The sequence below is a fragment of the Ruminococcus sp. YE282 genome (assembly GCA_900101355.1).
Classification (GTDB): domain Bacteria; phylum Bacillota; class Clostridia; order Oscillospirales; family Acutalibacteraceae; genus Ruminococcoides; species Ruminococcoides bromii_A.
Genome location: FMUV01000042.1, coordinates 1 through 21,839, shown reverse-complemented (window position 1 = coordinate 21,839; position 21,839 = coordinate 1). Strand labels below are relative to the sequence as shown.

Here is a 21,839-nt window from a genome sequence, read left to right as displayed (position 1 = left end):
AATTTCGTATTGCATCTGAGACAACTTGCTTAATTGTTGTATTGATGGCGGTAGAGAAGTTCCATCTTTTCGTGGTCTACCTTTGGGTTTAATTACTATACCCGATGCAAGTTTCCTTTGCTTACGGTTATATCTTGTTTTAAATTCCTGTACTTGATTTTTGCTAAATCCAAATTTTTCTGCAATTTCTCTTAATGTCTTTCCTTGTTCCCAAAGCTCTATTATTTCTTTTTCATATTGTTGTATATGTCGATATTCTCTTGGCATACAAAATCCCCCTATGGTAGTTTATTTTATTCTACCATAGGGGGTCTGTTTTTTCTATTGTCCGTTTTTTACGGACCTGTGCATTTTTCCGATAATCGGTTTTACTTTATATGTAATTTAAAATTAAAATTCAACGCCGATTCTTCCGGTTATTCCACGGTCGAACGGGTGCTTGATTTTTTTAAATTCGGTGACATAGTCCGCAGCGTCAATAAACCTTTGCGGCGGGTTATGACCGGTCATAATAATTTCAATGCTCTTGGGTGCGTTGCTTATAAATTCAAGTACATCGCCCTCGTTAACCATACCGGCGTTTATAACGTCAAAAATTTCGTCCAAAACAACCATATCATATCTTTCGGAGAGCACTTCTTTTGCGCTGCGCTCAAAAATTCCTCTGAACAGCACAGAAGCCTGTTGTTTTTCTCTTTCGTTCATTTCAAAGGTAAACTTCAGCTCAACCGGGCAGGTTGTCATTGTAATGTTGTCGATATTGCTCAGCAAATTACGTTCGCCCGAAAATTCGGTTTTTAAAAACTGTACGAACATAACGCGCATCTTGCTTCCTGCCGCTCTTACGGCAATTCCGACGGCTGCCGTTGTTTTTCCTTTTCCGTCACCATAATATACGTGAATCAATTAACACACCACCTATCTGTAACCTAAGTGCAGATGTTCCTCGCCTCTAAGAGGGCGGATGCCGCATAGAAATTTCAGTTAGCATTATAATATCTTGCTGAACACATGAGGAGCTGACGCCCATTTGCACCGCTTATAATCGATCGCAATCCCTGATTTTTGCAAGCAAATCGGGGCTTATTCCGATTAAATTTCTGGTATTATTATACATTACAAAAGGCATTTTGACAATATATGCAATATAGACAAATTTATTTTAAAATATTTATAAAATTTCTACTCACGCCTTTATGCCTAAAACCTTGAAAAAAGGGGCATATTACTGTATAATATCAGTTGTGTGACTGCACAAGATATGCGATGAAGCGGGAGGTTGCGGCATTTTGCCGGTTTTTCCGTGGAGTATGTCCGATTTTAAACCGGGCGATTACAATGAAACACTGAGTAATGTTTTGGCAATGGGGTTGCTTTGCCATAGCTATGCTCAAACGCTTTCAGGACGTCCCGGTTAACTGAATAGTTAAACGGGTTTTTTAATGCAGGGCGAAGAAACACCCGGCTGAGTTTCAAAAAAAGTTTTGAAAGCAAACGCCCGCCAACTAACAGAAGCGCAGAGGTTTTCCGAAGCGTGAGAAATTTTCAAGGAGGCGACGATAATGGCAGTCAAGGAAAAGATTAGGATAAGATTAAAGGGTTATGACCACCAGCTCGTTGATCGGTCGGCAGAGAGAATCGTGGCAACAGCTAAGCGCACAGGCGCAAGAGTTTCGGGTCCGGTTCCGCTCCCAACAGAGAAGCAGGTTGTTACAATTCTTCGTGCTGTTCACAAGTATAAGGACAGCCGCGAGCAGTTCGAAATCAGAACTCACAAGCGTCTTATCGACATCTTAAGACCGTCAAACAAGACAGTCGAAGCTCTTATGAGCTTAGAACTCCCTGCCGGCGTTGATATCGAGATTAAGTTATAATCCGTACCAACCTACAAGCAGACAGGGTCATGTTGGCAAATGCCAACCAATAACCTACAAGGAGGAAATATAAATGCAGAAAGCAATCATCGGTAAGAAAATCGGTATGACACAGATTTTCGATGAAAAGGGAGTAGTAATTCCCGTAACTGTTGTTGAGGCAGGCCCTTGCGTGGTTACAGCCAAGAAAACAGTTGAAAATGACGGCTACGCATCAGTTCAGCTTGGATACGGCGAGGTAAAGCCGAACAAGGTTACAAAGCCAATGAAGGGATTTTTTGACAAATCCGGCGTAGCTCCCAAGAAAACTCTTAAAGAGTTCCGTTTTACCGACACAGACGCTTACAATGTAGGCGATCTCGTTAAGGCAGACGTGTTCACCCCCGGCGATAGGATTGACGTAACCGGCAAGAGCAAAGGTAAGGGTACCGCAGGCGTTATTAAGAGATGGAACTTCCACCGTCTTAAAGAATCACACGGTACAGGTCCCTGCGTTCGTCACGGCGGTTCAATCGGTGCCTGCTCTTCACCTTCAAGAGTTTGGAAGGGCAAGAGAATGGCAGGTCACTTAGGTGCAGAAAGGGTAACAGTTCAGAACCTCACAGTTGTTAAGGTTGATGTTGAAAACAACCTCATCGCAATTAAGGGTGCTGTTCCCGGACCAAACAAGGGAATCGTAATACTCAAAGATTCCGTTAAGGCTTAAGGAAGGGGGATTATAAATGCCAAGTTTATCAGTAGTAGATATGGAAGGTAAGAAGGTTGGCACAATCGACCTCAGCGATTCTATATTCGGTATTGAACCAAATGCAGCTGTTATGCACGAAATGGTAGTAAATTATCTTGCAGCACAGCGTCAGGGCACACAGTCCACTCTTACAAGATCAGAAGTTTCCGGCGGCGGCAAAAAGCCTTGGAGACAGAAGGGCACAGGACGTGCAAGACAGGGTTCAACCCGCGCTCCGCAGTGGACACACGGCGGTGTAGTATTTGCTCCAAAGCCAAGAGATTACAGATTTTCTGTAAACAAGAAGGTAAGAAGACTTGCTATGAAGTCAGCTTTCTCTTCAAAGGCTCAGGAGAATGAAATCATCGTTGTTGATTCAATCGCAATGGATGAATACAAGACAAAGAAAATTGTTGCAATGCTCAAGGCAATTGAAGCTGACAAAAAGGCTCTTATTGTTCTTCCTGAGGTTGACAGCAAGATTATCAAATCAGCTAACAATATTCCGGGCGTTAAGACAGCTCAGGTAAACACTCTCAATGTTTATGACATTTTGAATGCCGACAAGCTCGTTATCGTCAAGGATGCAGTAAGCAAGATCGAGGAGGTATATGCATGATAGCTCACGATATTGTAATTCGCCCGATTATCACTGAAAAAAGTATGCTCGGTGCTGTTAATAAAATATATACCTTTGAAGTTGCTAAGTCAGCAAACAAAATCGAAATTGCAAAAGCTTGCGAAGAAATCTTCAAGGTTAAGGTTGCCAAGGTTAACACAGTAAGTGTTCGCGGCAAGTTCCGCCGTCAGGGCAGAAACAACGGCGGCTATACAAAGAGCTGGAAAAAAGCTGTTGTAAAACTTACAGAAGACAGCAAGCCTATCGAATTTTTTGAAGGCATGATGTAATACCGGAAACCCGGTATAAACCTGAAATAATTATTCAGGCAGAATGTATGGGAAATGCCATTTTCCCGCAAAGCCATCATGAGGAGAGTGAAACCAAATGGCAATTAAAGTATATAAGCCGACTATCAATTCAAGAAGAAATACGTCGGTTACCGATTATTCGGTTCTTTCAAAGGTTGCCCCGGAAAAAAGCTTGCTCGCTCCGCTTAACAAAAGCGCAGGACGCAACAGCTACGGAAGAATCACTGTTCGCCACAGAGGCGGCGGCAATCGCAGAAAGTATCGTATCATTGACTTCAAGCGTCAGAAGTTTGACGTAGAAGCAACAGTAAAAACACTTGAGTATGATCCAAACCGTTCAGCATTTATCGCTCTTGTAGAGTACACAGACGGCGAAAAGTCATACATCTTGGCTCCTGAAGGACTTAAAGTCGGCGACAAGATCGTTGCAGGTGAGAATGTTGATATCAAAACAGGCAACGCACTTCCGCTTTCTTCAATTCCGGTAGGTACATTTGTTCACAACGTTGAGCTTTATCCGGGCAGAGGCGCTCAGCTTGCTCGTTCGGCAGGTAATATGGCTCAGCTTATGGCAAGAGAAAACGGTCTTGCACTTTTAAGACTTCCTTCAAACGAACTCAGAAACGTTCCCGAAGGCTGCATGGCTACAATCGGTCAGGTTTCTAACCTTGACCACTTCAACGTAAAGATTGGTAAAGCAGGTCGTAAGAGAAATATGGGTTGGCGCCCAACCGTTCGTGGTTCTGTAATGAACCCTAACGACCACCCGCACGGCGGTGGTGAGGGTAAGTCACCTGTTGGTCGTCCGGGCCCTGTAACCCCTTGGGGTAAGCCTGCACTCGGCTATAAGACTCGTAAGAACAACAAGAGCAGCGACAAGCTTATCGTTCGCAGAAGAAACGGTAAGTAAGGCGGAGAAAGGAGCTTAAACTATGAGTAGAAGTACAAAAAAAGGCCCTTTTGTTCAGCCTGTATTGCTCAAAAGGGTTCTTGAAATGAACGAAAAAGGCGAAAAGAGAATTCTCAAGACTTGGTCAAGAAGTTCTACAATTTTCCCTGACTTCGTTGGTCACACATTCGCCGTTCACGACGGTCGTAAGCACGTTCCGGTATATGTAACCGAAGATATGGTTGGTCACAAGCTCGGTGAGTTTGCACCAACAAGAACTTTTAAAGGTCACGCCGGTTCAAAAACCAGTAAATAAGCGGAAGGAGAGTATTGCAAATGGAAGCTAAAGCATATGCGAAGTTTGTTCGTATTTCACCCCGCAAGGTTGGCGTGGTTCTTGACCTTATCAGAGGCAAAGACGTCAAGTATGCGGAAGCTGTTCTTAAGCACACTCCCAAGGCCGCTTGCGAGCCGCTTTTGAAGCTGCTCCATTCAGCTATGGCAAATGCTGAGAACAACCATGATATGGATGTATCCAGACTTTACGTTGCTCACTGCAACGCAACAGCAGGCCCCATCCTTAAAAGAATTCGTCCGAGAGCACAGGGCAGAGCGTTCAGAATCAACAAGAGAACCTCTCACATCACCCTCGTACTCAAGGAAAAAGAAGACTAAGGGGAGGTTAAATTATGGGACAGAAAGTAAATCCACACGGTCTTCGTGTAGGTGTTATTAAAGATTGGGATTCCCGTTGGTTTGCAAGCAAAAAGGACTTCGGCGACACACTCGTTGAAGACTATAACCTTCGTAAAACATTGAAGGCTCAGCTTTATAACTTCGGTATCTCTAAGATTGAAATTGAACGCGACGGCAAAAAGGTAAGAATCAGCATTCACTGCGCAAAGCCGGGTCTTGTTATCGGTAAGGGCGGCTCTGAAATCGAGAAGCTCAAGGCTCAGTGCGAAAAGATGCTTAACAAGCCGGTTGCTATCAATATTGTAGAAGTAAAAGCTCCCGAACTCGACGCTCAGCTTGCAGCAGAGAACATTGCTCAGCAGCTCGAAAAGAGAATTTCTTTCCGTCGTGCTATGAAGCAGTCAATCGGCAACGCAATGCGTCGCGGTGCTAAGGGTATCAAGGTAATGTGCTCAGGTCGTCTCGGCGGCGCCGAAATCGCTCGTTCAGAGCAGTATCACGAGGGCACAATTCCGCTTCAGACACTTCGTGCTGACATCGACTACGGCTTTGCCGAGGCTAACACAACCTATGGCAAAATCGGCGTCAAGGTTTGGCTTTACAAGGGCGAGGTTCTTAACGAAGTAAAGTCAAGAAAGCCACGCAGAGAAGGAGGCAGAAAAAATGTTAATGCCTAAGAGAGTTAAACACAGAAGAGTTCAGAGAGGTCGTATGACCGGTAAGGCTCTTCGTGGTAACAAGGTTACCTACGGTGAGTATGGTCTTCAGGCAACTGAGCCTGCTTGGATTAAGTCCAACCAGATTGAGGCTGCCCGTGTTGCCATGACTCGTTACTGCAAGAGATTCGGTAAAGTTTGGATTAAGATTTTCCCAGACAAGCCTGTTACAGCAAGACCTGCCGAAACCCGTATGGGTAAAGGTAAAGGTAACGTTGAGTATTGGGTAGCAGTTGTAAAGCCGGGCAGAGTTATGTTTGAACTCGGCGGCGTTGACGAAGCTACTGCAAGAGAAGCTCTGCGTTTGGCTGCAAACAAGCTCCCAATCAAGTGCAAGTTTGTAAAGAAAGAGGAAGGTGAGCAGTAATGAAAGCATCAGAAATCAGAGAAATGTCCAGCGAAGAGCTTCAGACAAAGCTCACAGAACTCAAGGAAGAGCTTTTCAATCTTCGTTTTCAGCTTGCTGTTAATCAACTCGAAAACTCATCAAGAATCGGTGCTGTTAAGAAAGATATAGCAAGAGTTTCCACAATTCTTCGCCAGCGTGAGCTTGACAGCGCAGCAGTTTAAGAGAGGAGGACTTAACAGTGAGTGAAAGAAATTTAAGAAAAACCGTTGTCGGTAAGGTAGTAAGCAACAAGATGGACAAAACAATTGTTGTTGCCGTTGAAGACAGCGTAAAGCATAAGCTTTATAACAAAATTGTTAAGCGTACGGTTCGCTTTAAGGCACACGATGAAAACAACGAGTGCGGCATTGGCGACCGTGTAAAGGTTATGGAGACCCGTCCTCTTTCTAAGGATAAAAGATGGAGACTCGTCGAGATTATTGAGAAAGCTAAATAAGTTTAGCGGCTTTGAGAAAAGGAGGAACACACTGTGATTCAACAGCAAACCATCCTCAAGGTTGCCGACAACACCGGCGCAAAGGAACTTATGTGCATTCGTGTACTCGGCGGTACCAGAAGGAAGTATGCCAACATTGGCGATATTATTGTTGCCTCGGTTAAAAAAGCAGCACCCGGCGGTGTTGTTAAAAAGGGCGACGTTGTAAGAGCCGTAGTTGTACGTTCAGCTAAGGGCGTTAGACGTGAAGACGGAACATATATCCGTTTTGATGAAAATGCGGCTGTAATTATTAAGGAAGATAAGAACCCAAGAGGAACTCGTATCTTCGGACCGGTAGCAAGAGAGCTTCGTGATAAAGACTTTATGAAGATTCTTTCTCTCGCTCCCGAAGTACTTTAATTGGAGGTGTCACAATGAGTAAAGTACATGTAAAGACAGGCGACACCGTTATCGTTATCAGCGGTAAGGACAAGGGCAAAAAGGGCCAGGTTATGGCTGTAAGCCCTAAAGAAGGCAAAGTTATTGTCGAAAAAGTAAATATGGTTTCAAAGCACGTTAAGCCTAAGAAAATGGGCGAGCAGGGCGGAATCGTAAAGGCTGAGGGCGCAATGTATGCATCCAAGGTTCAGATTGTTTGCCCACGCTGCAAAAAGCCTACAAGAGTTGCTCATAAGATTTATGATGACGGCTCAAAGGGCAGAATTTGTGCAAAATGCGGCGAAGCACTGTAAGGAGGAAGTAAGATATGGCAAGACTTAAAGAATATTATTCAAATGAAGTTGCACCTGCTCTTATGAAAAAGTTCTCCTACAAGAGCACAATGCAGATTCCGAAGCTTGACAAAATCGTTATTAACGTAGGCGCAGGCGAAGCTAAAGAAAACTCAAAGGCAATCGATGCTATCTGCACAGACCTTTCTGCCATCACAGGTCAGAAGCCTCTTGTTTGCAGAGCAAGAAAGTCAGTTGCTAACTTCAAACTCAGAGAAGGCATGCCAATCGGCTGCAAAGTAACTCTCAGAGGCGAGAGAATGTATGAATTTCTTGACAGATTTTTCAACGTTGCTCTTCCGAGAGTTCGTGACTTCAGAGGAATCAATCCTGATTCTTTTGACGGCCGCGGCAACTACAATATGGGCCTTAAAGAACAGCTCATCTTCCCTGAAATTGATTATGACAAAATTGATAAAGTTCGTGGTATGGACATTTGCTTCGTTACCACAGCTAAAACAGACGAAGAAGCTCGTGAGCTTTTAACACTTATGGGCGCACCGTTTTCAAAGTAAGGAGGGATTGTTGTGGCTAAAACTTCAATGAAAGTAAAGCAGCAGAGAAAGCAGAAATTCTCTACAAGAGAGTATTCAAGATGTAAGATTTGTGGCAGACCACACGCCTACCTCCGCAAGTATGGAATTTGTCGTATTTGCTTCCGTGAACTCGCATACAAGGGCGAAATTCCGGGTGTAAAGAAAGCAAGCTGGTAAGCAAGGAGGAAAAAGGTAATGCAGATTACAGATACAATTGCTGATTTACTTACAAGAATTCGTAATGCTAACTCAGCTAAGCACGATTCTGTTGAAATTCCCGCTTCCAACCTCAAGAAGGCAATCTGCCAGATTCTTGTAGACGAAGGATACATTAAGAATTTCACAGTTATAGAAGACGGCAAGCAGGGCGTAATTAAGGTTAACCTTAAATATCTCGAGGGCAAGACTCCGGTTATCACAGGTCTTCGCCGCGTTTCAAAGCCAGGTTTGCGTATTTACAGCAATGCAGAAGATATGCCAAAGGTAATGAAGGGACTTGGCGTTGCCATCATTTCAACATCTAAGGGTGTTATGACTGATCGTCAGGCACGCAAAGAGCATGTTGGCGGCGAAGTTCTCGCTTACATTTGGTAAGAGGAGGTGCGATAATGTCTCGAATTGGAAGAAAACCTATAAATATTCCCGCCGGTGTTACAGCTACAATTAACGACGGCGTAATCACAGTTAAGGGTCCTAAGGGCGAGCTTAAGTTTGCTTACAACCCTGCAATGACTGTTGAAATCAAGGGCGAAGAAATTCTCGTTACTCGTCCTGACGACGCAAAAGAAAACCGCTCACTTCACGGTCTTACAAGAACACTTATCCACAATATGGTTATCGGTGTTACAGAAGGCTACAAGAAAGAGCTTGAAGTTAACGGCGTTGGTTACCGTGTTCAGAAGCAGGGTAACAAGTGCGTTATGAACCTTGGTTATTCACACCAGGTTATTGTTGAGGATACTGACGACATCAAGATTGAAGTTCCGGATCCTAACAAAATCATCATCGTCGGCATTGATAAGCAAAAGGTTGGTCAGTTTGCTGCCGAAGTTAGAGAAAAACGTCCGCCGGAGCCATATAAGGGCAAAGGTATTAAGTACGTTGATGAAGTTATCCGCCGCAAGGAAGGCAAGGCCGGTAAGGGCAAATAATTAAGGAGTGAAAAAGAATGGTAAGCAGACCAGATACAAAAAAGGCACGTGCAAGACGCCATAAGAGAGTCCGCGGCAAAGTAAGCGGCACAGCATCTTGCCCACGTTTGTGTGTATTCCGCTCCACTAACAACATCTACGCTCAGATTATTGACGACGTAGCTGGTGTTACACTTGCTCAGGCATCAAGCCTTGACAAGTCCATCACAGGAAACGGCGGAAACAAAGAGGCAGCAAAGGCTGTCGGCAAGCTCATCGCAGAGCGCGCAAAAGCCAAGAACATCGTTGATGTCGTATTCGACAGAGGCGGCAATATATATCACGGCCGTGTTAAGGAATTGGCCGAAGGTGCCCGTGAGGGTGGTCTCAATTTCTAAGGAACAGGAGGAATAACTTTGGCTAATACAGTAGAAGTAACAGGCGAATTAAAAGAAAGAGTTGTTACTATTAACCGTGTATCAAAGACGGTTAAGGGCGGTCGTATAATGAAGTTTGCTGCTCTTGTTGTTGTTGGTGACGGCAACGGCACAGTTGGCTTCGGAATCGGCAAAGCAGGCGAAGTTCCCGACGCAATTCGCAAGGGCATTGAAGCTGCTAAGAAAAATCTTATGAAGGTTTCTCTGAGAGGAACAACAATCCCTCACGAAATCATCGGTGAGTATGGTGCAGGCAGAGTTTTGATGAAACCCGCTGCTCCCGGTACCGGTGTTATCGCAGGCGGTCCTGTTCGTGCCGTTGTTGAAGCAGTTGGCATCAGGGACATCAGAACAAAGGCTCTTCGTTCAAACAACCCTGTAAACGTAGTTAGAGCTACTCTTGCAGGTCTTTCAGCTCTCAGAACTGCTGAAGAAGTTGCTGCTGTTCGCGGTAAATCCGTTAAGGAAATCTTATAATAGGGAGGTTGCAGTATTATGACAATTAAATTGGTTAAAAGCCTTATCGGCTCAAAGAAAGATCAGATTGCAACAGCCCACGCTTTAGGTCTGAAGAAAATCGGTGATACAACAACTCAGCCTGATAATGCTCAGACTAAGGGCAAGGTAAACAAAATTATCCACCTCGTAGAGGTTAGTGAAGCGTAAGCAAGGAGGTGCGAACTTATGAAGTTACATGAACTTTCTCCGGTTGAGGGTTCAAAAAAGAACTCAAAGAGAATCGGCAGAGGTCACGGCTCAGGTTGGGGCAAAACATCAGGCAAAGGCCACAAAGGTCAGAAGGCTCGTTCGGGCGGCAGCATTCGTCCCGGATTTGAAGGCGGTCAGATGCCGCTTCAGCGTCGTGTACCGAAAAGAGGTTTCAACAACATCTTTGCTAAAAACGTAGTTGCAATCAACCTCAGCACTTTAAACAGAAAGTTTAATGACGGCGATACAGTTGACGTTCAGGCTCTTGTAAATGCAGGTGTTGTTAAGAATGGTTTTGATGCTGTCAAGGTACTCGGCAACGGCAAAATCGAAAAGAAGCTCACTGTAAAACTTTCTGCTTTTTCCGAATCAGCTAAAGCTGCTATTGAAGCTGCTGGCGGAAAGACAGAGGTGATTTAAGGTGTTAAAAGTATTAAAAAACGCTTGGTCAATTCCTGACTTAAGAAGAAAAATATTATTTACACTTTTAATTATCATCGTATTCAGAATCGGTTCAGTTATCCCTGTTCCGTTTCTGGATGCAAATGCACTTGCCGAAGCTATGAAGCTTATTTCTTCAAGCAGCGACTCAAGTACAAATATGCTTGCATATCTCAACACACTTTCGGGTGGTGCTTTTTCAAATGCCACATTGTTTGCAATGGGTATCACCCCGTACATCAACAGCTCCATCATCATCCAGCTTCTCTGCGTTGCAATCCCTCCTCTTGAGAGATTGGCAAAAGAGGGCGAAGCCGGCAGACGCAAAATCGGTACAATTACCCGTTATGTAACTGTTGCGCTTGGTCTTATTCAGGGTACAGCTTATTATTTCTACCTCAAGAATACAACAACAACCAAAGGTGCTCACATCACAGTCTACAACGAAGGCTTCAGCATGTGGTTCTCGGCAATTGTAATTGTTCTCGTATTCACAGCAGGTACTGCTCTTATGATGTGGCTTGGTGAGCAGATTAACAAATACGGTATCGGAAACGGTATCTCAATTCTCTTGTTTGCAGGTATCATCGCAAGAATCCCTGCAACAATCAGCGACCTCGGTATGTATTGGGATTTGGGCGCAAAGGGCTCAACACAGTATTATATCTTGGTTCCGCTCTGGGTTCTTATCTTTGTTGCTGTTATTTGGATTATTACATTCATGCAGGACAGCGAAAGAAGAATCCCGATTCAGTATGCAAAACGTGTTGTAGGAAGAAAAATGTACGGCGGTCAGTCAAGCCACCTTCCAATCAAGGTTGCTCTCGGCGGCGTACTTCCAATCATCTTTGCAAGCTCAATTTTATCAATCCCGGGTACAATCAACCTCTTCATCGGCTTGAAAGAGACCGACGGATTCTGGGGCGCATTCTTTGCAGCCTTTAACACAAACGGCTGGTTGTATATCCTGTTATATTTCTTACTCATTATAATGTTCGCTTATTTCTATACAACAATTCAGTACAATCCTGTTGAAATGGCTAACAACCTTAAGTCGAACAACGGTACGGTTCCCGGTATTCGTCCGGGTGCTCCGACAGCAGAGTATATCAGAAATATTCTTTCAAGAATCACTCTCATCGGCGCTCTTTTCCTTGCTGTAATCGCTTTGGTTCCGCATATTTACGGCGCAGTAACAGGAATGGGCAGAATGGCAGTAGGCGGTACATCAATCATCATTATCGTTGGTGTTGCACTTGAAACAGTAAAACAGCTCGAATCTCAGATGATGATGCGTCACTACAAAGGTTTTCTTGACTAATCACTGAAAAAGGAGTATAATAATATGAACATTATTATGTTGGGTGCTCCCGGTGCAGGTAAAGGCACACAAGCTGCTGTACTCAGCGAGCACTTTGGTATTCCCACAATTTCAACCGGAAACATGATCCGTGAAGCGTTGAAAAACGGCACAGAAATGGGACTTAAAGCAAAATCCTTTATGGATGAAGGCAAGCTTGTTCCAGATGAAGTTGTTATCGGCATCGTTAAGGAAAGACTTTCCGAAGACGACTGCAAGAAGGGCTTTATTCTTGACGGCTTCCCAAGAACCATTCCTCAGGCCGAGGCTCTGGACGATATGGGCGTTGATATTCAGTATGTTATCAACATCAACATTTCTGATGAAAGAATTATCAACCGTATGTCCGGACGCCGTGTTTGTGAAAATTGCGGCAGACCTTATCACATTGTGAACTTAAAGCCTAAAAAAGAAGGCGTCTGCGACGATTGCAACGGCACCCTTGTTCAACGCAAGGACGACCACCCGGATACCGTGCTTGCACGTCTTAAGGTTTATCACACAGAAACCGAACCGCTTGTCGGCTACTACAAAAAGCAGGGCAAACTTGTTGATGTAGAGGGACAGGACTCGGTTGATGATACAACCGCAGCTGTTCTTAAGGTAATCGAGGCGTAAGCATGGTAACAATTAAAACAGCACGGGAACTTTCAAAAATGAAAGACGCCTGCAGAATTTCTGCCGAGGCGCTGCGTGTTGCGGGAGAGGCTGTAAAGCCCGGTGTTACAACTTATGAAATAGACACAATTGTCCGTAATTATATCGAGAAACAAGGGGCTACTCCCTCGTTTCTCGGTTATGGCGGTTTTCCTGCAAGTGCATGCATTTCCGTTAATAACGTGGTTATCCATGGCATACCAAGCAAGAAATGCGTTCTGAGAGAAGGCGACATAGTAAGCGTTGATGTTGGCGCGTACTACGAGGGATTTCACGGCGACAACGCCTACACATTTCCCTGCGGTGAAGTGAGTGCAAAGGCACAGGCTTTGCTTGACGCTACAAGAGAGGGCTTGAATATGGGAATAGCTCAGGCTCTTGTCGGTAACCGAATCGGTGATATCGGCAGCGCAGTTCAAAAGTATGTCGAAGCTCGCAGTTACTCGGTGGTACGAGATTTTGTCGGCCACGGCGTAGGTGCGAAACTGCACGAAGACCCAAGCGTACCAAACTACGGTACTCCGGGCAGAGGCGTAAGGCTTTTGCCGGGAATGACAATCGCCATTGAACCCATGATAAACGAAGGCACATTTGAAGTGCGTGTGCTTGATGACAAGTGGACCACCGTTACAAAAGACGGCAAGTTGTCCGCCCATTTTGAACACACGGTTGCCATCACTCCCGATGGTCCCAAGATTATGACCTTGTGTGATTAAAGGTGATTTATGAGCATAGTTAAGGGCAGTATAGTCAGGGCAAAGTCGGGACGAGAGAAAAACGGCTTTTTTGTCGTTTTGGATTGCAACGAAAAGTTTGCATATATTGCAGACGGAAAAAGGCGAAAAGTCGAGGCTCCAAAGAAAAAGAGCCTGATTCACCTTTCTTCAACCAACACGGTTGTTAAGGGTTCAATAGAAACCAATCCGCAGATTAAACGAGTTTTAAATGATTTTATCAAAAACGGAGGTTAAACGGTATGTCAAAACAAGATGTAATTGAAGTAGAAGGTATCGTTAAGGAGGCTCTTCCAAACGCCCAATTCAAGGTAGAGCTTCAGAACGGTCACGTGATATTAGCTGTTATTTCGGGCAAGCTGAGAATGAATTTCATTCGCATTTTGCCGGGCGATAAGGTAACGGTGGAGATGTCCCCGTATGACCTTAGCAGAGGAAGAATTACCTGGCGTTCAAAGTAACAAAGGGTGAACACGACTTTTAAGAAAGGAATGATTCAGATGAAAGTCAGACCTTCAGTAAAGAAAATGTGCGATAAGTGCAAAGTAATCAAAAGAAAAGGTAAGATTTTAGTTATTTGCGAAAACCCAAAGCATAAACAGCGTCAGGGCTAATCAAAAATCTTACAAAACATTTATTTAAAAATTATGGAGGTGCAACTGAATGGCTCGTATAGCAGGTGTTGACTTACCAAGAGATAAAAGAGTTGAAATCGGTTTAACTTATATCTACGGTATCGGCCGTAAGACTGCAGACGACATTATTGCTGCAACAGGCGTTAATCCTGACACTCGTGTCAGAGATTTGACTGAAGAAGATATTGCAAAGCTCAGAGAATATATTGAGCACCACTGCCGCGTTGAAGGTGACCTTCGCCGTGACATCGCTTATGATATTAAAAGACTTATTGATATTGGTTGTTACCGTGGCGTTCGCCACAGAAAAGGACTTCCTGTAAGAGGACAGCGTTCAAAGACAAACGCTCGTACACGCAAGGGTCCGCGCAAGACCATGGCTAATAAGAAGAAGTAAGGAGGGCAAAGGACTATGGCAGCACCAAAAGGTGGAAAAAAGGTTATTCGCCGTCGCCGTGAACGCAAGAACATAGAAAGAGGCGCAGCACATATCCAGTCAACATTTAACAATACTATTGTTACAATTTCCGATACACAGGGCAATGCTGTTTCTTGGGCAAGCGCAGGCGAGCTCGGATTCAGAGGTTCTAAGAAGTCAACTCCGTTTGCCGCTCAGTCAGCAGCAGAGACAGCTGCAAAGGCTGCAATGGAACACGGCATGAAGTACGTTGAAGTTTATGTAAAAGGCCCCGGACAGGGAAGAGAAGCTGCAATCCGTGCATTGCAGACAGCCGGTCTTGAAGTAACAATGATTAAAGACGTTACTCCAATCCCGCACAACGGATGCCGTCCTCCAAAGAGAAGACGTGTATAGTATTATAGAAGGAGGATTTTTCTATGGCTAAGAATATGCAGCCAATCGCTAAGCGTTGCAGAGCACTTGGCTTGTCACCCGCTGTTATGGGTTATTCCAAGAAAACTTCAAACAGAAACCCCGGCGGTAAGATGAGAAGAAAAAAGAGCGAATACAGCATGCAGCTTACTGAAAAGCAGAAGGTAAAGTTTGTATACGGTATTATGGAGAAGCAGTTCAGAGCTTACTATGAAAAGGCTGAAAAGGCTGAAGGTAAGACAGGTGCTGTTCTTCTTACACTTATAGAGCGCAGACTTGACAACGTTGTTTTCAGACTCGGACTTGCTGCTACAAGAAGAGAAGCAAGACAGCTTGTAAGCCACGCTCACTTTACAGTTAACGGCAAAAAGGTAAACATCCCTTCATACCTTGTTAAGGTTGGCGATGTAATTGCAGTTTCAGAGAAGAGCCGTTCAACAGCAAGATTTAAGGCAATTGCAGAGGGAGAGACAGCTTCTACTGTTACTCCAAAATGGCTTGAAAAAGACGAGAACCTGCTCGGCGGTAAGGTTATTGCTGCTCCACAGAGAGAGGATATTGACTTTCCTGTTGAAGAGCATCTCATCGTTGAGTTGTACTCCAAGTAATCCCAATATTCACAGGCAGATTACACAGATATCGGTCGCTTGTGCGGTCGCATAATGTTTAGGAGGATTCGCGAATGATTGAAATTGAAAAGCCAAGAATTGAAACTGCAGAACTGACAGAGGACGGAAAGTACGGCAAGTTCGTTGTTGAACCGCTTGAGCGCGGTTTTGGCAACACCTTGGGCAACAGCCTCAGACGCGTGCTGCTATCCTCTCTTGAGGGCTGTGCTGTCACATCAATCAAGATTGACGGCGTTCTTCACGAATTTTCAACTATTCCAGGCGTAAAAGAAGACGTTACTGAAATTGTTCTTAATATAAAAAGCCTTGTTGCAAAGCTTCACGAAACAGGTCCGAAGGTAGTAGAAATTGCTGCTGAAGGACCTTGTGAAGTAACCGCAGCCGATATTAAATGCGATAATGAGGTAGAGATTCTTAATCCTGAACTTCACATTGCAACACTCGGTGAGGGTGCAAAGCTTAATATGGAAATAACCATTGACAAGGGCAGAGGTTATGTTCCGTCAGAGCGCAACAAGCAGTTAAGCGGCAACAACGTAATCGGAGTTCTTCCGATTGACTCTATCTACACACCGGTGTTAAAAGTTAATTACACCGTTGACAATACCCGTGTTGGACAGATTACCGACTATGACAAGCTCACACTTGATGTTTGGACTAACGGCGTAATCACAGCAGAAGAGGCTGTTTCTCTTGCTGCTAAGGTTCTTACCGAGCACCTCAACCTTTTCGTTAACCTTTCTGATAAGGCAACAAATGCCGAAGTTATGGTTGAAAAGGATGATAAGGGCAAGGAGAAGATTCTTGAAATGACAATCGAAGACCTCGATTTGTCAGTTCGTTCATTCAACTGCCTCAAACGTGCAGGAATCAACACGGTTGAAGATTTAATTAACAAGTCCGAAGAGGATATGATGAAGGTTCGTAACCTCGGCAGAAAATCTCTTGAAGAGGTTATTCAGAAGCTTAATTCTCTCGGTTTTAGTCTTCAGAAGGAAGACGAATAATTACCCTTTTAATCTAATGTAAAGGAGTGAATACAATGCCAGGTACAAGAAAATTGGGAAGAACCACTGCTCAGAGAACAGCAATGCTTCGTGCTATGGTTACTTTTCTTTTAGAAAACGGCAAAATAGAAACAACTCTCACTCGTGCCAAAGAAGTTCAGGCAATGGCTGAGAAGATGATTACTACTGCAAAGACAAATACACTTCACAACAGACGCCTTGTTTTGGCTTTTGTTACAAAGGAAGATGTAGTTAGCAAGCTCTTTTCTGAGATTGCTCCAAAATATAACGGCAGAAACGGCGGTTACACAAGAGTGACTAAAATCGGTCCTCGTCGTGGTGACGGCGCAGAAATGGCTGTAATCGAGCTTATCTGATTTTGCTTTTAATATTTAAATATAATCGGTCATCGAAAGATGGCCGATTTTTTGTGCCTAAAATTCCTACTACTAAGCTTTTAAAGAAGAACTTTATATATCAACATATAACAATCAGCTCTTTGTAAATAATCAGGAGCAATTAAAAATAGGCTTATTGTCAACTGTTTGAAATTGGAGTAATTGTTTTAGCAGTTGTTTAGTTTATTATTATCTTTAAGATAAGGACTAAGGTGTTAAAGCCCGACTGTGTAAAACGATTATAAACAGTCTGTGTCGGCAGAGGTTATAGCTGATTTTTCCCTTGAGTCAATCAGTTACATATTAAAACATTAAATACCGGTATTATTCAGTCGGTTGATTGGTCAGCTGGCTGCTTTTTTATGTGAATATAAAAATTACTTGCCCGAAAAAAACAAATTATGACAATAAAAATAGTTAGAATAAACTTTGTAAAAAATCACTAAAAAATCATTGACACACTATTTGAATTATGGTAGTATTAGTACTTTAAGTTTTTGGTAAATTTTCAAAAAATTATATTGTAAATTTACATTTTTAATGTATAATTGAAATGTAAAAATAAGAAACGTTGTTATATTTAAATGTGTACAGGCACAAATTTAAATTTTATGGAGGATTTTTACAGTGAAAATAAATAAAGCGGAAGAGTATAAGGTTGAGAATGTCCTAACATTCAGAGGAAAAATGATTTATGCGAAATATAAAAGATAGATAAAACTTTTTCTTAAAAATGATAAAAGCTATTGACATAATTTTTGAATTATGAAAACAATAATTTGGAATATTTTTCAAATTATTATTTTCATGTTACTGTGCAGACAAAAAATTATCATAGTTAGATAAATATTAATGAAATTTCATGATTTAAATAGAATTTTACAGTGAAGATTAAGTTTATAATTGATAGAATAATCATGAAATAGATTAGTACAGTTAAACAAATTACGAGGTGAAAATGATTAGCAATATAGAAGAAAATCAAAGCTTAGTATTACAAAATGTGATATCTTTTCGCAGAAAACTAGATCAGCAAACATCAACAGAGGTTTCAAAGGAAATTGATGAGATACTTGCTAACAATAATGCTAAGAAAAATGGTAGTACTGTAACTATTACCCACAATAGTATAATTAAAAACGGACAACAAATTATTGATCTGGAAATGATGATACCGCTTGATAAAGAAATATCTGCTCCTGTTGGTTTTGAATTTTTATCTGAATTTGTGTTAAAAGATGCCTTTAAAGTACGTATTGAGGGAAATCCTCAACAAATGCAAAGTGCAGTAGAATCTTTGGCTAAATACATAAAAAACAAAAAATTACAGCCAAATACACCTTTGTATGTTGTAACTGTAAAAGAGGCAAAAACACAGTTTGATATTGATAGTATGGTTACTGATATTTATACAGGTGTAGAGAAATTTTAAGTAAAACTATTATTCTCGATAAATACTTTTAGCTTTGGTATTACGGTGATTTGTATATAAAGAACGTACGGCTTTGTATATTTTTACCTTAATATAAATTTAATATAAATAAAGAAGGAGGTAAAAACCGTGGAAATGACTAAGACAACATGCTTTTTTGAGATGACTGCTGATGAAATGCAAGTTACTGATGGCGGTGCTTGGAGTTGGTAAGGTTTTATTTTTGTAGGCTCCTTTTGTTCTTACCCCAACTTTTATTATAGAGCCTTAATAAAATGCAGTTGAGTTGAACTTACTAAACCAAGCAGGCAGTTGACTAAGCGACTGCCTGCTTTTGCTTTATGTAAAAATCTAAATTTAACTGCAATAATCAGAATATAATAATATGAATTTTATTGTGTGGCTTGAAAGTAACAATTCAGTTTTGGCAATTGATATTATAAATTAAATAAATTTTTAATAAAAATTAGAATACTTTACCGTTTAGGAAGAAAAATGACCGTTTGGGCAGATAATTCTAATTAGGAAAAATATTATTATAGCAATAAATTATATTATACTTGTTATTTCAACAAATTATTGCAAATCACGACAATAAATTTATTAATACTAATTTGGGTTTTAAGGGGAATTTTTAATGGAAATCAATCAAGAAAATATATATTCAGTTGAGCAGGTTATCACTTACAGAGGTAAAGTTAATAATAAATTGATTAATAATGTTATGGATCAATTATTTTCTGCAATTAATGATGCCGGTTTAAAAACTAACGGACCTACTATTACCGCAATACATTCGATTGAAAATGATTGTGGTGACCAAATCATAGATATCGAGATTGTAGTTCCAATTAATGGGATAATGACATCTACTGATGAATTTGTTTATAGGGACAGATTTGAAATTAGCAATGCACTTATGTTTAGACATATCGGCAATCCATTGACTATGAATACTGAGATGCAAGAGTTTAATCAGTATATAAGAGACAATGATTTTAAACCTGTTACGCCATTCTATAATGTTACGGTCAGGTCTGCATCATCCCCTTCTGAAATTGATAATATTATAATGGATATATATGTTGGTGTAAAATAGAAGGAACGTCAAAAGCTTTGGTTTACTGTATAGTATATGTATGTTCTATATATTTATAATACGGAAGTGCGCATACCGGATTAGAAATGTATTTGAATATAAATATAAACTTTATTTTGAAGGAGGTACATAACAATGGAAAATGTTATGACAAAAGGTTTTGCAGAACTTTCTGCGAAAGAAATGAATGAAATTGATGGCGGTGGAGTTACTGCTGCTATATATGCACTTGGCTTTGTGTTTGGATGCTCTCCTTTAGGCGCAATATGTATTTGTGTAGGTGCAACGGCTGTTGCTGTTGGCGCTGGAGTGTTAGTTTCAAAATGTTTGTAATGATGAGGTGAAATCTATGAATTCTATGTCTTGTGGGTACTTTAACAATCTTTCAGAGGCAGAAATGTATTATGTTGATGGTGGTTGGACTTGGGCAAACACTGCAGATTTGGTTGTAGCAGTTGGATGCGTTGCATTAGGATGCGCGGGTCCTGCGGGTGCTATTTTGGCTGGCTGCATTAGCATTGGATATACTATTGGACGTGGATTTTAATTTTGGCTATACTAAATACTAATTGAATTATAGCAATATTTATGAACAGATTTTGTGCCAGATAAGTAGCGTATCATAGATGATTTTGATTTCAAAAGATGAAACATACAATATGGTACAAAATATGTCATAAAGATTATTATAATGATTTTAATATTGATTTTAGTTATTAATCTCGGTCTGCGCGTTACTCCTAACACGCAGACTGAGATCAAAGAATTAGGAGGATAGTTATGAATTTAGTATCACATATTTTAGTGGCGTTTGTATATATTAGTGCGTTTGTTTTTTACATTCGTTCAGACAAAAAATGTTCTTGTTTATATGCACTTGCTGCATCCATTCAATTAGTTTTAGCAGGATTATGTTTAAAAAATGAAACCTATATTATATGCGTTTCTTGGTCAACTGTAGATTTACTGTTGTTTGGATATATGGTGTTTTCAAAAAAAACAATCAAACTCCCAAGTTTAATAATCGTTCAAATTATTTTTGCCATATTGTGGTTTTATTTTTATGTAATAAATTTATGAAAAAATATTAAAAAATACTATATTTCAAACATAACAAAATAACAGGTAGTTGTATTAATTGGTTGGTCATAATTGCTAGACAATACGGATTAAAATTTTTTAATTTGATAATATGTGAAGTTGAGGCTCAAAGATAATGGTGCAAACACATACAATGTGTTGATAGTATCTAAACTATATGGTTTTACCATAAATATATTGTTGTTTAAGATTGTGGTCTTGTTGCAATAGAATTCCTATTCTAAGCATTATTTTCACATATGTTAGTTAATCTTTTGCTTTAAATAACTGTGTAATCCCTTCTTTCTCTATCTTTAAAATAATAGATGTAGGAAGGGCTAATGATAATGAGATAAATTTTAAATTATAGTAACGATTATTATTGTTGCAAAAGCTTATATTATAGCATTGATTTTTAATAATCTATAATAAATGAGATTAATTTGTTAATTTCTTAGTTGTGACATTTTTTAGGAATTTACTTCAATGTATAAAATGATTTGGTAAATCATCTTAAAATATAATTTGAATAATGTGTATTTTACTAAATACTAGAAATAAGAAAAAATACAAGTTGTTTTTATACTATAGCTACAAAGAATGAAATCATCATTAAATGAAGATAAATTTTGTTATGAAATATAAATGCGTAAAACAACATGATATAACAGATTGTGGCGTCGCATGTCTTGCCACAATATCTAAACAATATGGCTTTAATTTATTAATGTTAAGAATAAGAGAAGTAACAGATACAAATAAACAAGGAACATAAACTCTTCTTTATCTATGTATAAATAAAGGGTACGGGTTTGAGATGAAATGGATAAAGATAAAATTACTTTTTTGAAAAAAAAATGGCTGAAAAATAACATATTTATGATTATAGTAACTGTAATTATTGTTGCAGTTATTTATGTTATAGCAATGATTTTTCACAATTTATATCTTGTTTTATTTAATATAGTATTTTCATTTGCGGCGTACTTTTATTATAGAAATAAAATGATGATTTATGTTGAGGAAAACCTATATAAATAAAATTATTTGATGAAGTAAGATATATAAAACTCGCAGAAATAAAATTAGATGATGTTTTTTACTGAGGTTTAAACATAAGATAAATACAAGTTGTTTTTGTATTATAGTTTCAAGGGTTAAAATCATCCTTAACGGAAGGAGAATTTTTCTGTGAAATATTGTTGTATAAAACAACACGATATAACAGATTGTGGTGCGGCGTGCCTCGCCACAATTTCCAAACAATACGGATT

The 21,839-nt window shown here is 40.6% G+C and carries 42 protein-coding genes; 40 read left to right on the top strand and 2 right to left on the bottom strand.

The genetic code is table 11. The features are described from left to right. Together BLP46_RS11145 and BLP46_RS11140 are read right to left on the bottom strand one after the other, a co-directional pair. On the bottom strand, window positions 1-267 hold a 267-nt coding region (locus BLP46_RS11145), incomplete at its 3' end, for a helix-turn-helix domain-containing protein (protein WP_092978979.1). A gap of 123 nt (window positions 268-390) precedes the next feature. Further along, entirely contained in the window at window positions 391-906 is a 516-nt protein-coding gene (locus tag BLP46_RS11140; RefSeq protein WP_092978978.1) for a cob(I)yrinic acid a,c-diamide adenosyltransferase, read from the bottom strand. Window positions 907-1,289: 383 nt separating this feature from the next. On the opposite strand from BLP46_RS11140, the gene BLP46_RS13380 reads away from it, so the two are divergent. The 40 genes from BLP46_RS13380 to BLP46_RS13495 form a co-directional block, all read left to right on the top strand. After that, window positions 1,290-1,418: a hypothetical protein gene (locus tag BLP46_RS13380; protein ID WP_318259594.1), complete on the top strand. Its 129-nt coding sequence runs from the start codon at window positions 1,290-1,292 to the stop codon at window positions 1,416-1,418. Window positions 1,419-1,562: 144 nt separating this feature from the next. Next, window positions 1,563-1,874 (top strand): 30S ribosomal protein S10, encoded by a 312-nt coding sequence (gene rpsJ / locus BLP46_RS11135; RefSeq protein WP_092978976.1) that lies wholly within the window; start codon window positions 1,563-1,565, stop codon window positions 1,872-1,874. Window positions 1,875-1,947: 73 nt separating this feature from the next. Next, window positions 1,948-2,580: a 50S ribosomal protein L3 gene (gene rplC / locus BLP46_RS11130; protein WP_092978975.1), complete on the top strand. Its 633-nt coding sequence runs from the start codon at window positions 1,948-1,950 to the stop codon at window positions 2,578-2,580. Window positions 2,581-2,596: 16 nt separating this feature from the next. Beyond that, entirely contained in the window at window positions 2,597-3,220 is a 624-nt protein-coding gene (rplD, locus tag BLP46_RS11125; protein WP_092978974.1) for a 50S ribosomal protein L4, read from the top strand. After that, entirely contained in the window at window positions 3,217-3,510 is a 294-nt protein-coding gene (gene rplW / locus BLP46_RS11120; protein ID WP_092978973.1) for a 50S ribosomal protein L23, read from the top strand. The genes rplD and rplW overlap by 4 nt, the downstream gene beginning before the upstream one ends. 97 nt (window positions 3,511-3,607) lie before the next feature. Beyond that, on the top strand, window positions 3,608-4,441 hold the full coding sequence (rplB, locus tag BLP46_RS11115; protein ID WP_092978971.1) for a 50S ribosomal protein L2: 834 nt from the start codon (window positions 3,608-3,610) through the stop codon (window positions 4,439-4,441). Between the two features lie 22 nt (window positions 4,442-4,463). After that, entirely contained in the window at window positions 4,464-4,736 is a 273-nt protein-coding gene (gene rpsS, locus BLP46_RS11110) for a 30S ribosomal protein S19 (protein ID WP_092978969.1), read from the top strand. Between the two features lie 20 nt (window positions 4,737-4,756). After that, the gene (gene rplV, locus BLP46_RS11105) at window positions 4,757-5,095 is read left to right on the top strand and encodes a 50S ribosomal protein L22 (RefSeq protein ID WP_092978967.1); all 339 of its coding nucleotides are present in this window, start codon (window positions 4,757-4,759) and stop codon (window positions 5,093-5,095) included. A 14-nt stretch (window positions 5,096-5,109) separates the two neighbouring features. Next, window positions 5,110-5,793: a 30S ribosomal protein S3 gene (gene rpsC / locus BLP46_RS11100; protein WP_092978966.1), complete on the top strand. Its 684-nt coding sequence runs from the start codon at window positions 5,110-5,112 to the stop codon at window positions 5,791-5,793. After that, the gene (rplP, locus tag BLP46_RS11095) at window positions 5,780-6,199 is read left to right on the top strand and encodes a 50S ribosomal protein L16 (RefSeq protein ID WP_092978964.1); all 420 of its coding nucleotides are present in this window, start codon (window positions 5,780-5,782) and stop codon (window positions 6,197-6,199) included. The genes rpsC and rplP overlap by 14 nt, the downstream gene beginning before the upstream one ends. Beyond that, window positions 6,199-6,402, top strand: a complete 204-nt coding sequence (gene rpmC / locus BLP46_RS11090) for a 50S ribosomal protein L29 (protein WP_092978962.1) — start codon at window positions 6,199-6,201, stop codon at window positions 6,400-6,402. Before rplP ends, rpmC begins: the two co-directional genes overlap by 1 nt. A gap of 17 nt (window positions 6,403-6,419) precedes the next feature. Beyond that, window positions 6,420-6,677, top strand: a complete 258-nt coding sequence (gene rpsQ / locus BLP46_RS11085; RefSeq protein ID WP_092978960.1) for a 30S ribosomal protein S17 — start codon at window positions 6,420-6,422, stop codon at window positions 6,675-6,677. 33 nt (window positions 6,678-6,710) lie between these two features. Then, complete coding sequence (gene rplN / locus BLP46_RS11080) at window positions 6,711-7,079, top strand: 50S ribosomal protein L14 (protein WP_092978958.1); 369 nt, start codon at window positions 6,711-6,713, stop codon at window positions 7,077-7,079. A 14-nt stretch (window positions 7,080-7,093) separates the two neighbouring features. Continuing rightward, window positions 7,094-7,411: a 50S ribosomal protein L24 gene (rplX, locus tag BLP46_RS11075; RefSeq protein ID WP_092978956.1), complete on the top strand. Its 318-nt coding sequence runs from the start codon at window positions 7,094-7,096 to the stop codon at window positions 7,409-7,411. Between the two features lie 14 nt (window positions 7,412-7,425). After that, window positions 7,426-7,965: a 50S ribosomal protein L5 gene (gene rplE / locus BLP46_RS11070; protein WP_092978955.1), complete on the top strand. Its 540-nt coding sequence runs from the start codon at window positions 7,426-7,428 to the stop codon at window positions 7,963-7,965. 12 nt (window positions 7,966-7,977) lie between these two features. After that, on the top strand, window positions 7,978-8,163 hold the full coding sequence (locus BLP46_RS11065; protein ID WP_092978953.1) for a type Z 30S ribosomal protein S14: 186 nt from the start codon (window positions 7,978-7,980) through the stop codon (window positions 8,161-8,163). 18 nt (window positions 8,164-8,181) lie between these two features. Next, a complete protein-coding gene (gene rpsH, locus BLP46_RS11060; protein WP_092978951.1) occupies window positions 8,182-8,580 on the top strand; it encodes a 30S ribosomal protein S8 in 399 nt (132 codons plus the stop codon). A gap of 14 nt (window positions 8,581-8,594) precedes the next feature. After that, complete coding sequence (rplF, locus tag BLP46_RS11055; RefSeq protein ID WP_092978949.1) at window positions 8,595-9,137, top strand: 50S ribosomal protein L6; 543 nt, start codon at window positions 8,595-8,597, stop codon at window positions 9,135-9,137. 17 nt (window positions 9,138-9,154) lie between these two features. After that, the gene (gene rplR, locus BLP46_RS11050) at window positions 9,155-9,514 is read left to right on the top strand and encodes a 50S ribosomal protein L18 (RefSeq protein ID WP_092978947.1); all 360 of its coding nucleotides are present in this window, start codon (window positions 9,155-9,157) and stop codon (window positions 9,512-9,514) included. A gap of 18 nt (window positions 9,515-9,532) precedes the next feature. Continuing rightward, on the top strand, window positions 9,533-10,030 hold the full coding sequence (gene rpsE / locus BLP46_RS11045) for a 30S ribosomal protein S5 (RefSeq protein WP_092978945.1): 498 nt from the start codon (window positions 9,533-9,535) through the stop codon (window positions 10,028-10,030). 18 nt (window positions 10,031-10,048) lie between these two features. Next, complete coding sequence (gene rpmD, locus BLP46_RS11040) at window positions 10,049-10,219, top strand: 50S ribosomal protein L30 (RefSeq protein WP_092978943.1); 171 nt, start codon at window positions 10,049-10,051, stop codon at window positions 10,217-10,219. 18 nt (window positions 10,220-10,237) lie between these two features. Further along, on the top strand, window positions 10,238-10,681 hold the full coding sequence (gene rplO / locus BLP46_RS11035; protein ID WP_092978941.1) for a 50S ribosomal protein L15: 444 nt from the start codon (window positions 10,238-10,240) through the stop codon (window positions 10,679-10,681). A gap of 1 nt (window position 10,682) precedes the next feature. Further along, window positions 10,683-12,023, top strand: a complete 1,341-nt coding sequence (secY, locus tag BLP46_RS11030) for a preprotein translocase subunit SecY (protein WP_092978940.1) — start codon at window positions 10,683-10,685, stop codon at window positions 12,021-12,023. Window positions 12,024-12,047: 24 nt separating this feature from the next. Beyond that, window positions 12,048-12,680, top strand: a complete 633-nt coding sequence (locus tag BLP46_RS11025) for an adenylate kinase (RefSeq protein WP_092978938.1) — start codon at window positions 12,048-12,050, stop codon at window positions 12,678-12,680. Between the two features lie 2 nt (window positions 12,681-12,682). Continuing rightward, entirely contained in the window at window positions 12,683-13,435 is a 753-nt protein-coding gene (map, locus tag BLP46_RS11020) for a type I methionyl aminopeptidase (protein ID WP_092978937.1), read from the top strand. A gap of 9 nt (window positions 13,436-13,444) precedes the next feature. Continuing rightward, entirely contained in the window at window positions 13,445-13,690 is a 246-nt protein-coding gene (locus BLP46_RS11015; protein ID WP_092978935.1) for a KOW domain-containing RNA-binding protein, read from the top strand. Window positions 13,691-13,695: 5 nt separating this feature from the next. Then, window positions 13,696-13,914, top strand: a complete 219-nt coding sequence (infA, locus tag BLP46_RS11010) for a translation initiation factor IF-1 (RefSeq protein WP_092978933.1) — start codon at window positions 13,696-13,698, stop codon at window positions 13,912-13,914. 39 nt (window positions 13,915-13,953) lie between these two features. Further along, window positions 13,954-14,067 carry a 50S ribosomal protein L36 gene (rpmJ, locus tag BLP46_RS11005; protein WP_015523208.1) on the top strand — a complete coding sequence of 38 codons (114 nt, stop codon included), beginning with the start codon at window positions 13,954-13,956 and terminating at the stop codon, window positions 14,065-14,067. Window positions 14,068-14,116: 49 nt separating this feature from the next. Beyond that, complete coding sequence (rpsM, locus tag BLP46_RS11000) at window positions 14,117-14,485, top strand: 30S ribosomal protein S13 (RefSeq protein ID WP_015523209.1); 369 nt, start codon at window positions 14,117-14,119, stop codon at window positions 14,483-14,485. Between the two features lie 15 nt (window positions 14,486-14,500). Next, on the top strand, window positions 14,501-14,902 hold the full coding sequence (rpsK, locus tag BLP46_RS10995) for a 30S ribosomal protein S11 (RefSeq protein WP_092978931.1): 402 nt from the start codon (window positions 14,501-14,503) through the stop codon (window positions 14,900-14,902). Window positions 14,903-14,925: 23 nt separating this feature from the next. Further along, a complete protein-coding gene (gene rpsD / locus BLP46_RS10990; RefSeq protein ID WP_092978930.1) occupies window positions 14,926-15,528 on the top strand; it encodes a 30S ribosomal protein S4 in 603 nt (200 codons plus the stop codon). A 74-nt stretch (window positions 15,529-15,602) separates the two neighbouring features. After that, entirely contained in the window at window positions 15,603-16,556 is a 954-nt protein-coding gene (locus tag BLP46_RS10985) for a DNA-directed RNA polymerase subunit alpha (protein ID WP_092978928.1), read from the top strand. Between the two features lie 35 nt (window positions 16,557-16,591). Next, the gene (gene rplQ / locus BLP46_RS10980; protein ID WP_092978926.1) at window positions 16,592-16,933 is read left to right on the top strand and encodes a 50S ribosomal protein L17; all 342 of its coding nucleotides are present in this window, start codon (window positions 16,592-16,594) and stop codon (window positions 16,931-16,933) included. Window positions 16,934-17,912: 979 nt separating this feature from the next. Further along, window positions 17,913-18,386, top strand: a complete 474-nt coding sequence (locus tag BLP46_RS10975) for a GyrI-like domain-containing protein (RefSeq protein WP_092978924.1) — start codon at window positions 17,913-17,915, stop codon at window positions 18,384-18,386. 637 nt (window positions 18,387-19,023) lie between these two features. Then, window positions 19,024-19,485, top strand: coding sequence for a GyrI-like domain-containing protein (locus BLP46_RS10970; RefSeq protein ID WP_092978922.1), 462 nt, complete (start codon window positions 19,024-19,026; stop codon window positions 19,483-19,485). Between the two features lie 135 nt (window positions 19,486-19,620). Further along, window positions 19,621-19,818, top strand: coding sequence for a hypothetical protein (locus tag BLP46_RS10965; RefSeq protein ID WP_092978920.1), 198 nt, complete (start codon window positions 19,621-19,623; stop codon window positions 19,816-19,818). 16 nt (window positions 19,819-19,834) lie between these two features. Next, the gene (locus BLP46_RS10960; protein WP_092978918.1) at window positions 19,835-20,032 is read left to right on the top strand and encodes a hypothetical protein; all 198 of its coding nucleotides are present in this window, start codon (window positions 19,835-19,837) and stop codon (window positions 20,030-20,032) included. 233 nt (window positions 20,033-20,265) lie between these two features. Then, window positions 20,266-20,565 (top strand): hypothetical protein, encoded by a 300-nt coding sequence (locus BLP46_RS10955; RefSeq protein ID WP_092978916.1) that lies wholly within the window; start codon window positions 20,266-20,268, stop codon window positions 20,563-20,565. A 616-nt stretch (window positions 20,566-21,181) separates the two neighbouring features. Then, window positions 21,182-21,340: a cysteine peptidase family C39 domain-containing protein gene (locus BLP46_RS10950; RefSeq protein ID WP_092978915.1), complete on the top strand. Its 159-nt coding sequence runs from the start codon at window positions 21,182-21,184 to the stop codon at window positions 21,338-21,340. Between the two features lie 416 nt (window positions 21,341-21,756). Beyond that, window positions 21,757-21,839: cysteine peptidase family C39 domain-containing protein (locus BLP46_RS13495; RefSeq protein WP_143000489.1), on the top strand; the 83-nt coding region annotated here is incomplete at its 3' end.

Bases quoted from the DNA above. Each gene is read 5' to 3' on its own strand.
- rpsJ (WP_092978976.1), top strand. From the start codon at position 1,563: ATGGCAGTCAAGGAAAAGATTAGGATAAGATTAAAGGGTTATGACCAC.
- rplC (WP_092978975.1), top strand. From the start codon at position 1,948: ATGCAGAAAGCAATCATCGGTAAGAAAATCGGTATGACACAGATTTTC.
- rplD (WP_092978974.1), top strand. From the start codon at position 2,597: ATGCCAAGTTTATCAGTAGTAGATATGGAAGGTAAGAAGGTTGGCACA.
- rplW (WP_092978973.1), top strand. From the start codon at position 3,217: ATGATAGCTCACGATATTGTAATTCGCCCGATTATCACTGAAAAAAGT.
- rplB (WP_092978971.1), top strand. From the start codon at position 3,608: ATGGCAATTAAAGTATATAAGCCGACTATCAATTCAAGAAGAAATACG.
- rpsS (WP_092978969.1), top strand. From the start codon at position 4,464: ATGAGTAGAAGTACAAAAAAAGGCCCTTTTGTTCAGCCTGTATTGCTC.
- rplV (WP_092978967.1), top strand. From the start codon at position 4,757: ATGGAAGCTAAAGCATATGCGAAGTTTGTTCGTATTTCACCCCGCAAG.
- rpsC (WP_092978966.1), top strand. From the start codon at position 5,110: ATGGGACAGAAAGTAAATCCACACGGTCTTCGTGTAGGTGTTATTAAA.
- rplP (WP_092978964.1), top strand. From the start codon at position 5,780: ATGTTAATGCCTAAGAGAGTTAAACACAGAAGAGTTCAGAGAGGTCGT.
- rpmC (WP_092978962.1), top strand. From the start codon at position 6,199: ATGAAAGCATCAGAAATCAGAGAAATGTCCAGCGAAGAGCTTCAGACA.
- rplX (WP_092978956.1), top strand. From the start codon at position 7,094: ATGAGTAAAGTACATGTAAAGACAGGCGACACCGTTATCGTTATCAGC.
- rplE (WP_092978955.1), top strand. From the start codon at position 7,426: ATGGCAAGACTTAAAGAATATTATTCAAATGAAGTTGCACCTGCTCTT.
- rpsH (WP_092978951.1), top strand. From the start codon at position 8,182: ATGCAGATTACAGATACAATTGCTGATTTACTTACAAGAATTCGTAAT.
- rplF (WP_092978949.1), top strand. From the start codon at position 8,595: ATGTCTCGAATTGGAAGAAAACCTATAAATATTCCCGCCGGTGTTACA.
- rplR (WP_092978947.1), top strand. From the start codon at position 9,155: ATGGTAAGCAGACCAGATACAAAAAAGGCACGTGCAAGACGCCATAAG.
- rpmD (WP_092978943.1), top strand. From the start codon at position 10,049: ATGACAATTAAATTGGTTAAAAGCCTTATCGGCTCAAAGAAAGATCAG.
- rplO (WP_092978941.1), top strand. From the start codon at position 10,238: ATGAAGTTACATGAACTTTCTCCGGTTGAGGGTTCAAAAAAGAACTCA.
- BLP46_RS11025 (WP_092978938.1), top strand. From the start codon at position 12,048: ATGAACATTATTATGTTGGGTGCTCCCGGTGCAGGTAAAGGCACACAA.
- map (WP_092978937.1), top strand. From the start codon at position 12,683: ATGGTAACAATTAAAACAGCACGGGAACTTTCAAAAATGAAAGACGCC.
- BLP46_RS11015 (WP_092978935.1), top strand. From the start codon at position 13,445: ATGAGCATAGTTAAGGGCAGTATAGTCAGGGCAAAGTCGGGACGAGAG.
- infA (WP_092978933.1), top strand. From the start codon at position 13,696: ATGTCAAAACAAGATGTAATTGAAGTAGAAGGTATCGTTAAGGAGGCT.
- rpmJ (WP_015523208.1), top strand. From the start codon at position 13,954: ATGAAAGTCAGACCTTCAGTAAAGAAAATGTGCGATAAGTGCAAAGTA.
- rpsM (WP_015523209.1), top strand. From the start codon at position 14,117: ATGGCTCGTATAGCAGGTGTTGACTTACCAAGAGATAAAAGAGTTGAA.
- rpsK (WP_092978931.1), top strand. From the start codon at position 14,501: ATGGCAGCACCAAAAGGTGGAAAAAAGGTTATTCGCCGTCGCCGTGAA.
- rpsD (WP_092978930.1), top strand. From the start codon at position 14,926: ATGGCTAAGAATATGCAGCCAATCGCTAAGCGTTGCAGAGCACTTGGC.
- BLP46_RS10985 (WP_092978928.1), top strand. From the start codon at position 15,603: ATGATTGAAATTGAAAAGCCAAGAATTGAAACTGCAGAACTGACAGAG.
- rplQ (WP_092978926.1), top strand. From the start codon at position 16,592: ATGCCAGGTACAAGAAAATTGGGAAGAACCACTGCTCAGAGAACAGCA.
- BLP46_RS10975 (WP_092978924.1), top strand. From the start codon at position 17,913: ATGATTAGCAATATAGAAGAAAATCAAAGCTTAGTATTACAAAATGTG.
- BLP46_RS10970 (WP_092978922.1), top strand. From the start codon at position 19,024: ATGGAAATCAATCAAGAAAATATATATTCAGTTGAGCAGGTTATCACT.
- BLP46_RS10965 (WP_092978920.1), top strand. From the start codon at position 19,621: ATGGAAAATGTTATGACAAAAGGTTTTGCAGAACTTTCTGCGAAAGAA.
- BLP46_RS10960 (WP_092978918.1), top strand. From the start codon at position 19,835: ATGAATTCTATGTCTTGTGGGTACTTTAACAATCTTTCAGAGGCAGAA.
- BLP46_RS10955 (WP_092978916.1), top strand. From the start codon at position 20,266: ATGAATTTAGTATCACATATTTTAGTGGCGTTTGTATATATTAGTGCG.
- BLP46_RS10950 (WP_092978915.1), top strand. From the start codon at position 21,182: ATGAAGATAAATTTTGTTATGAAATATAAATGCGTAAAACAACATGAT.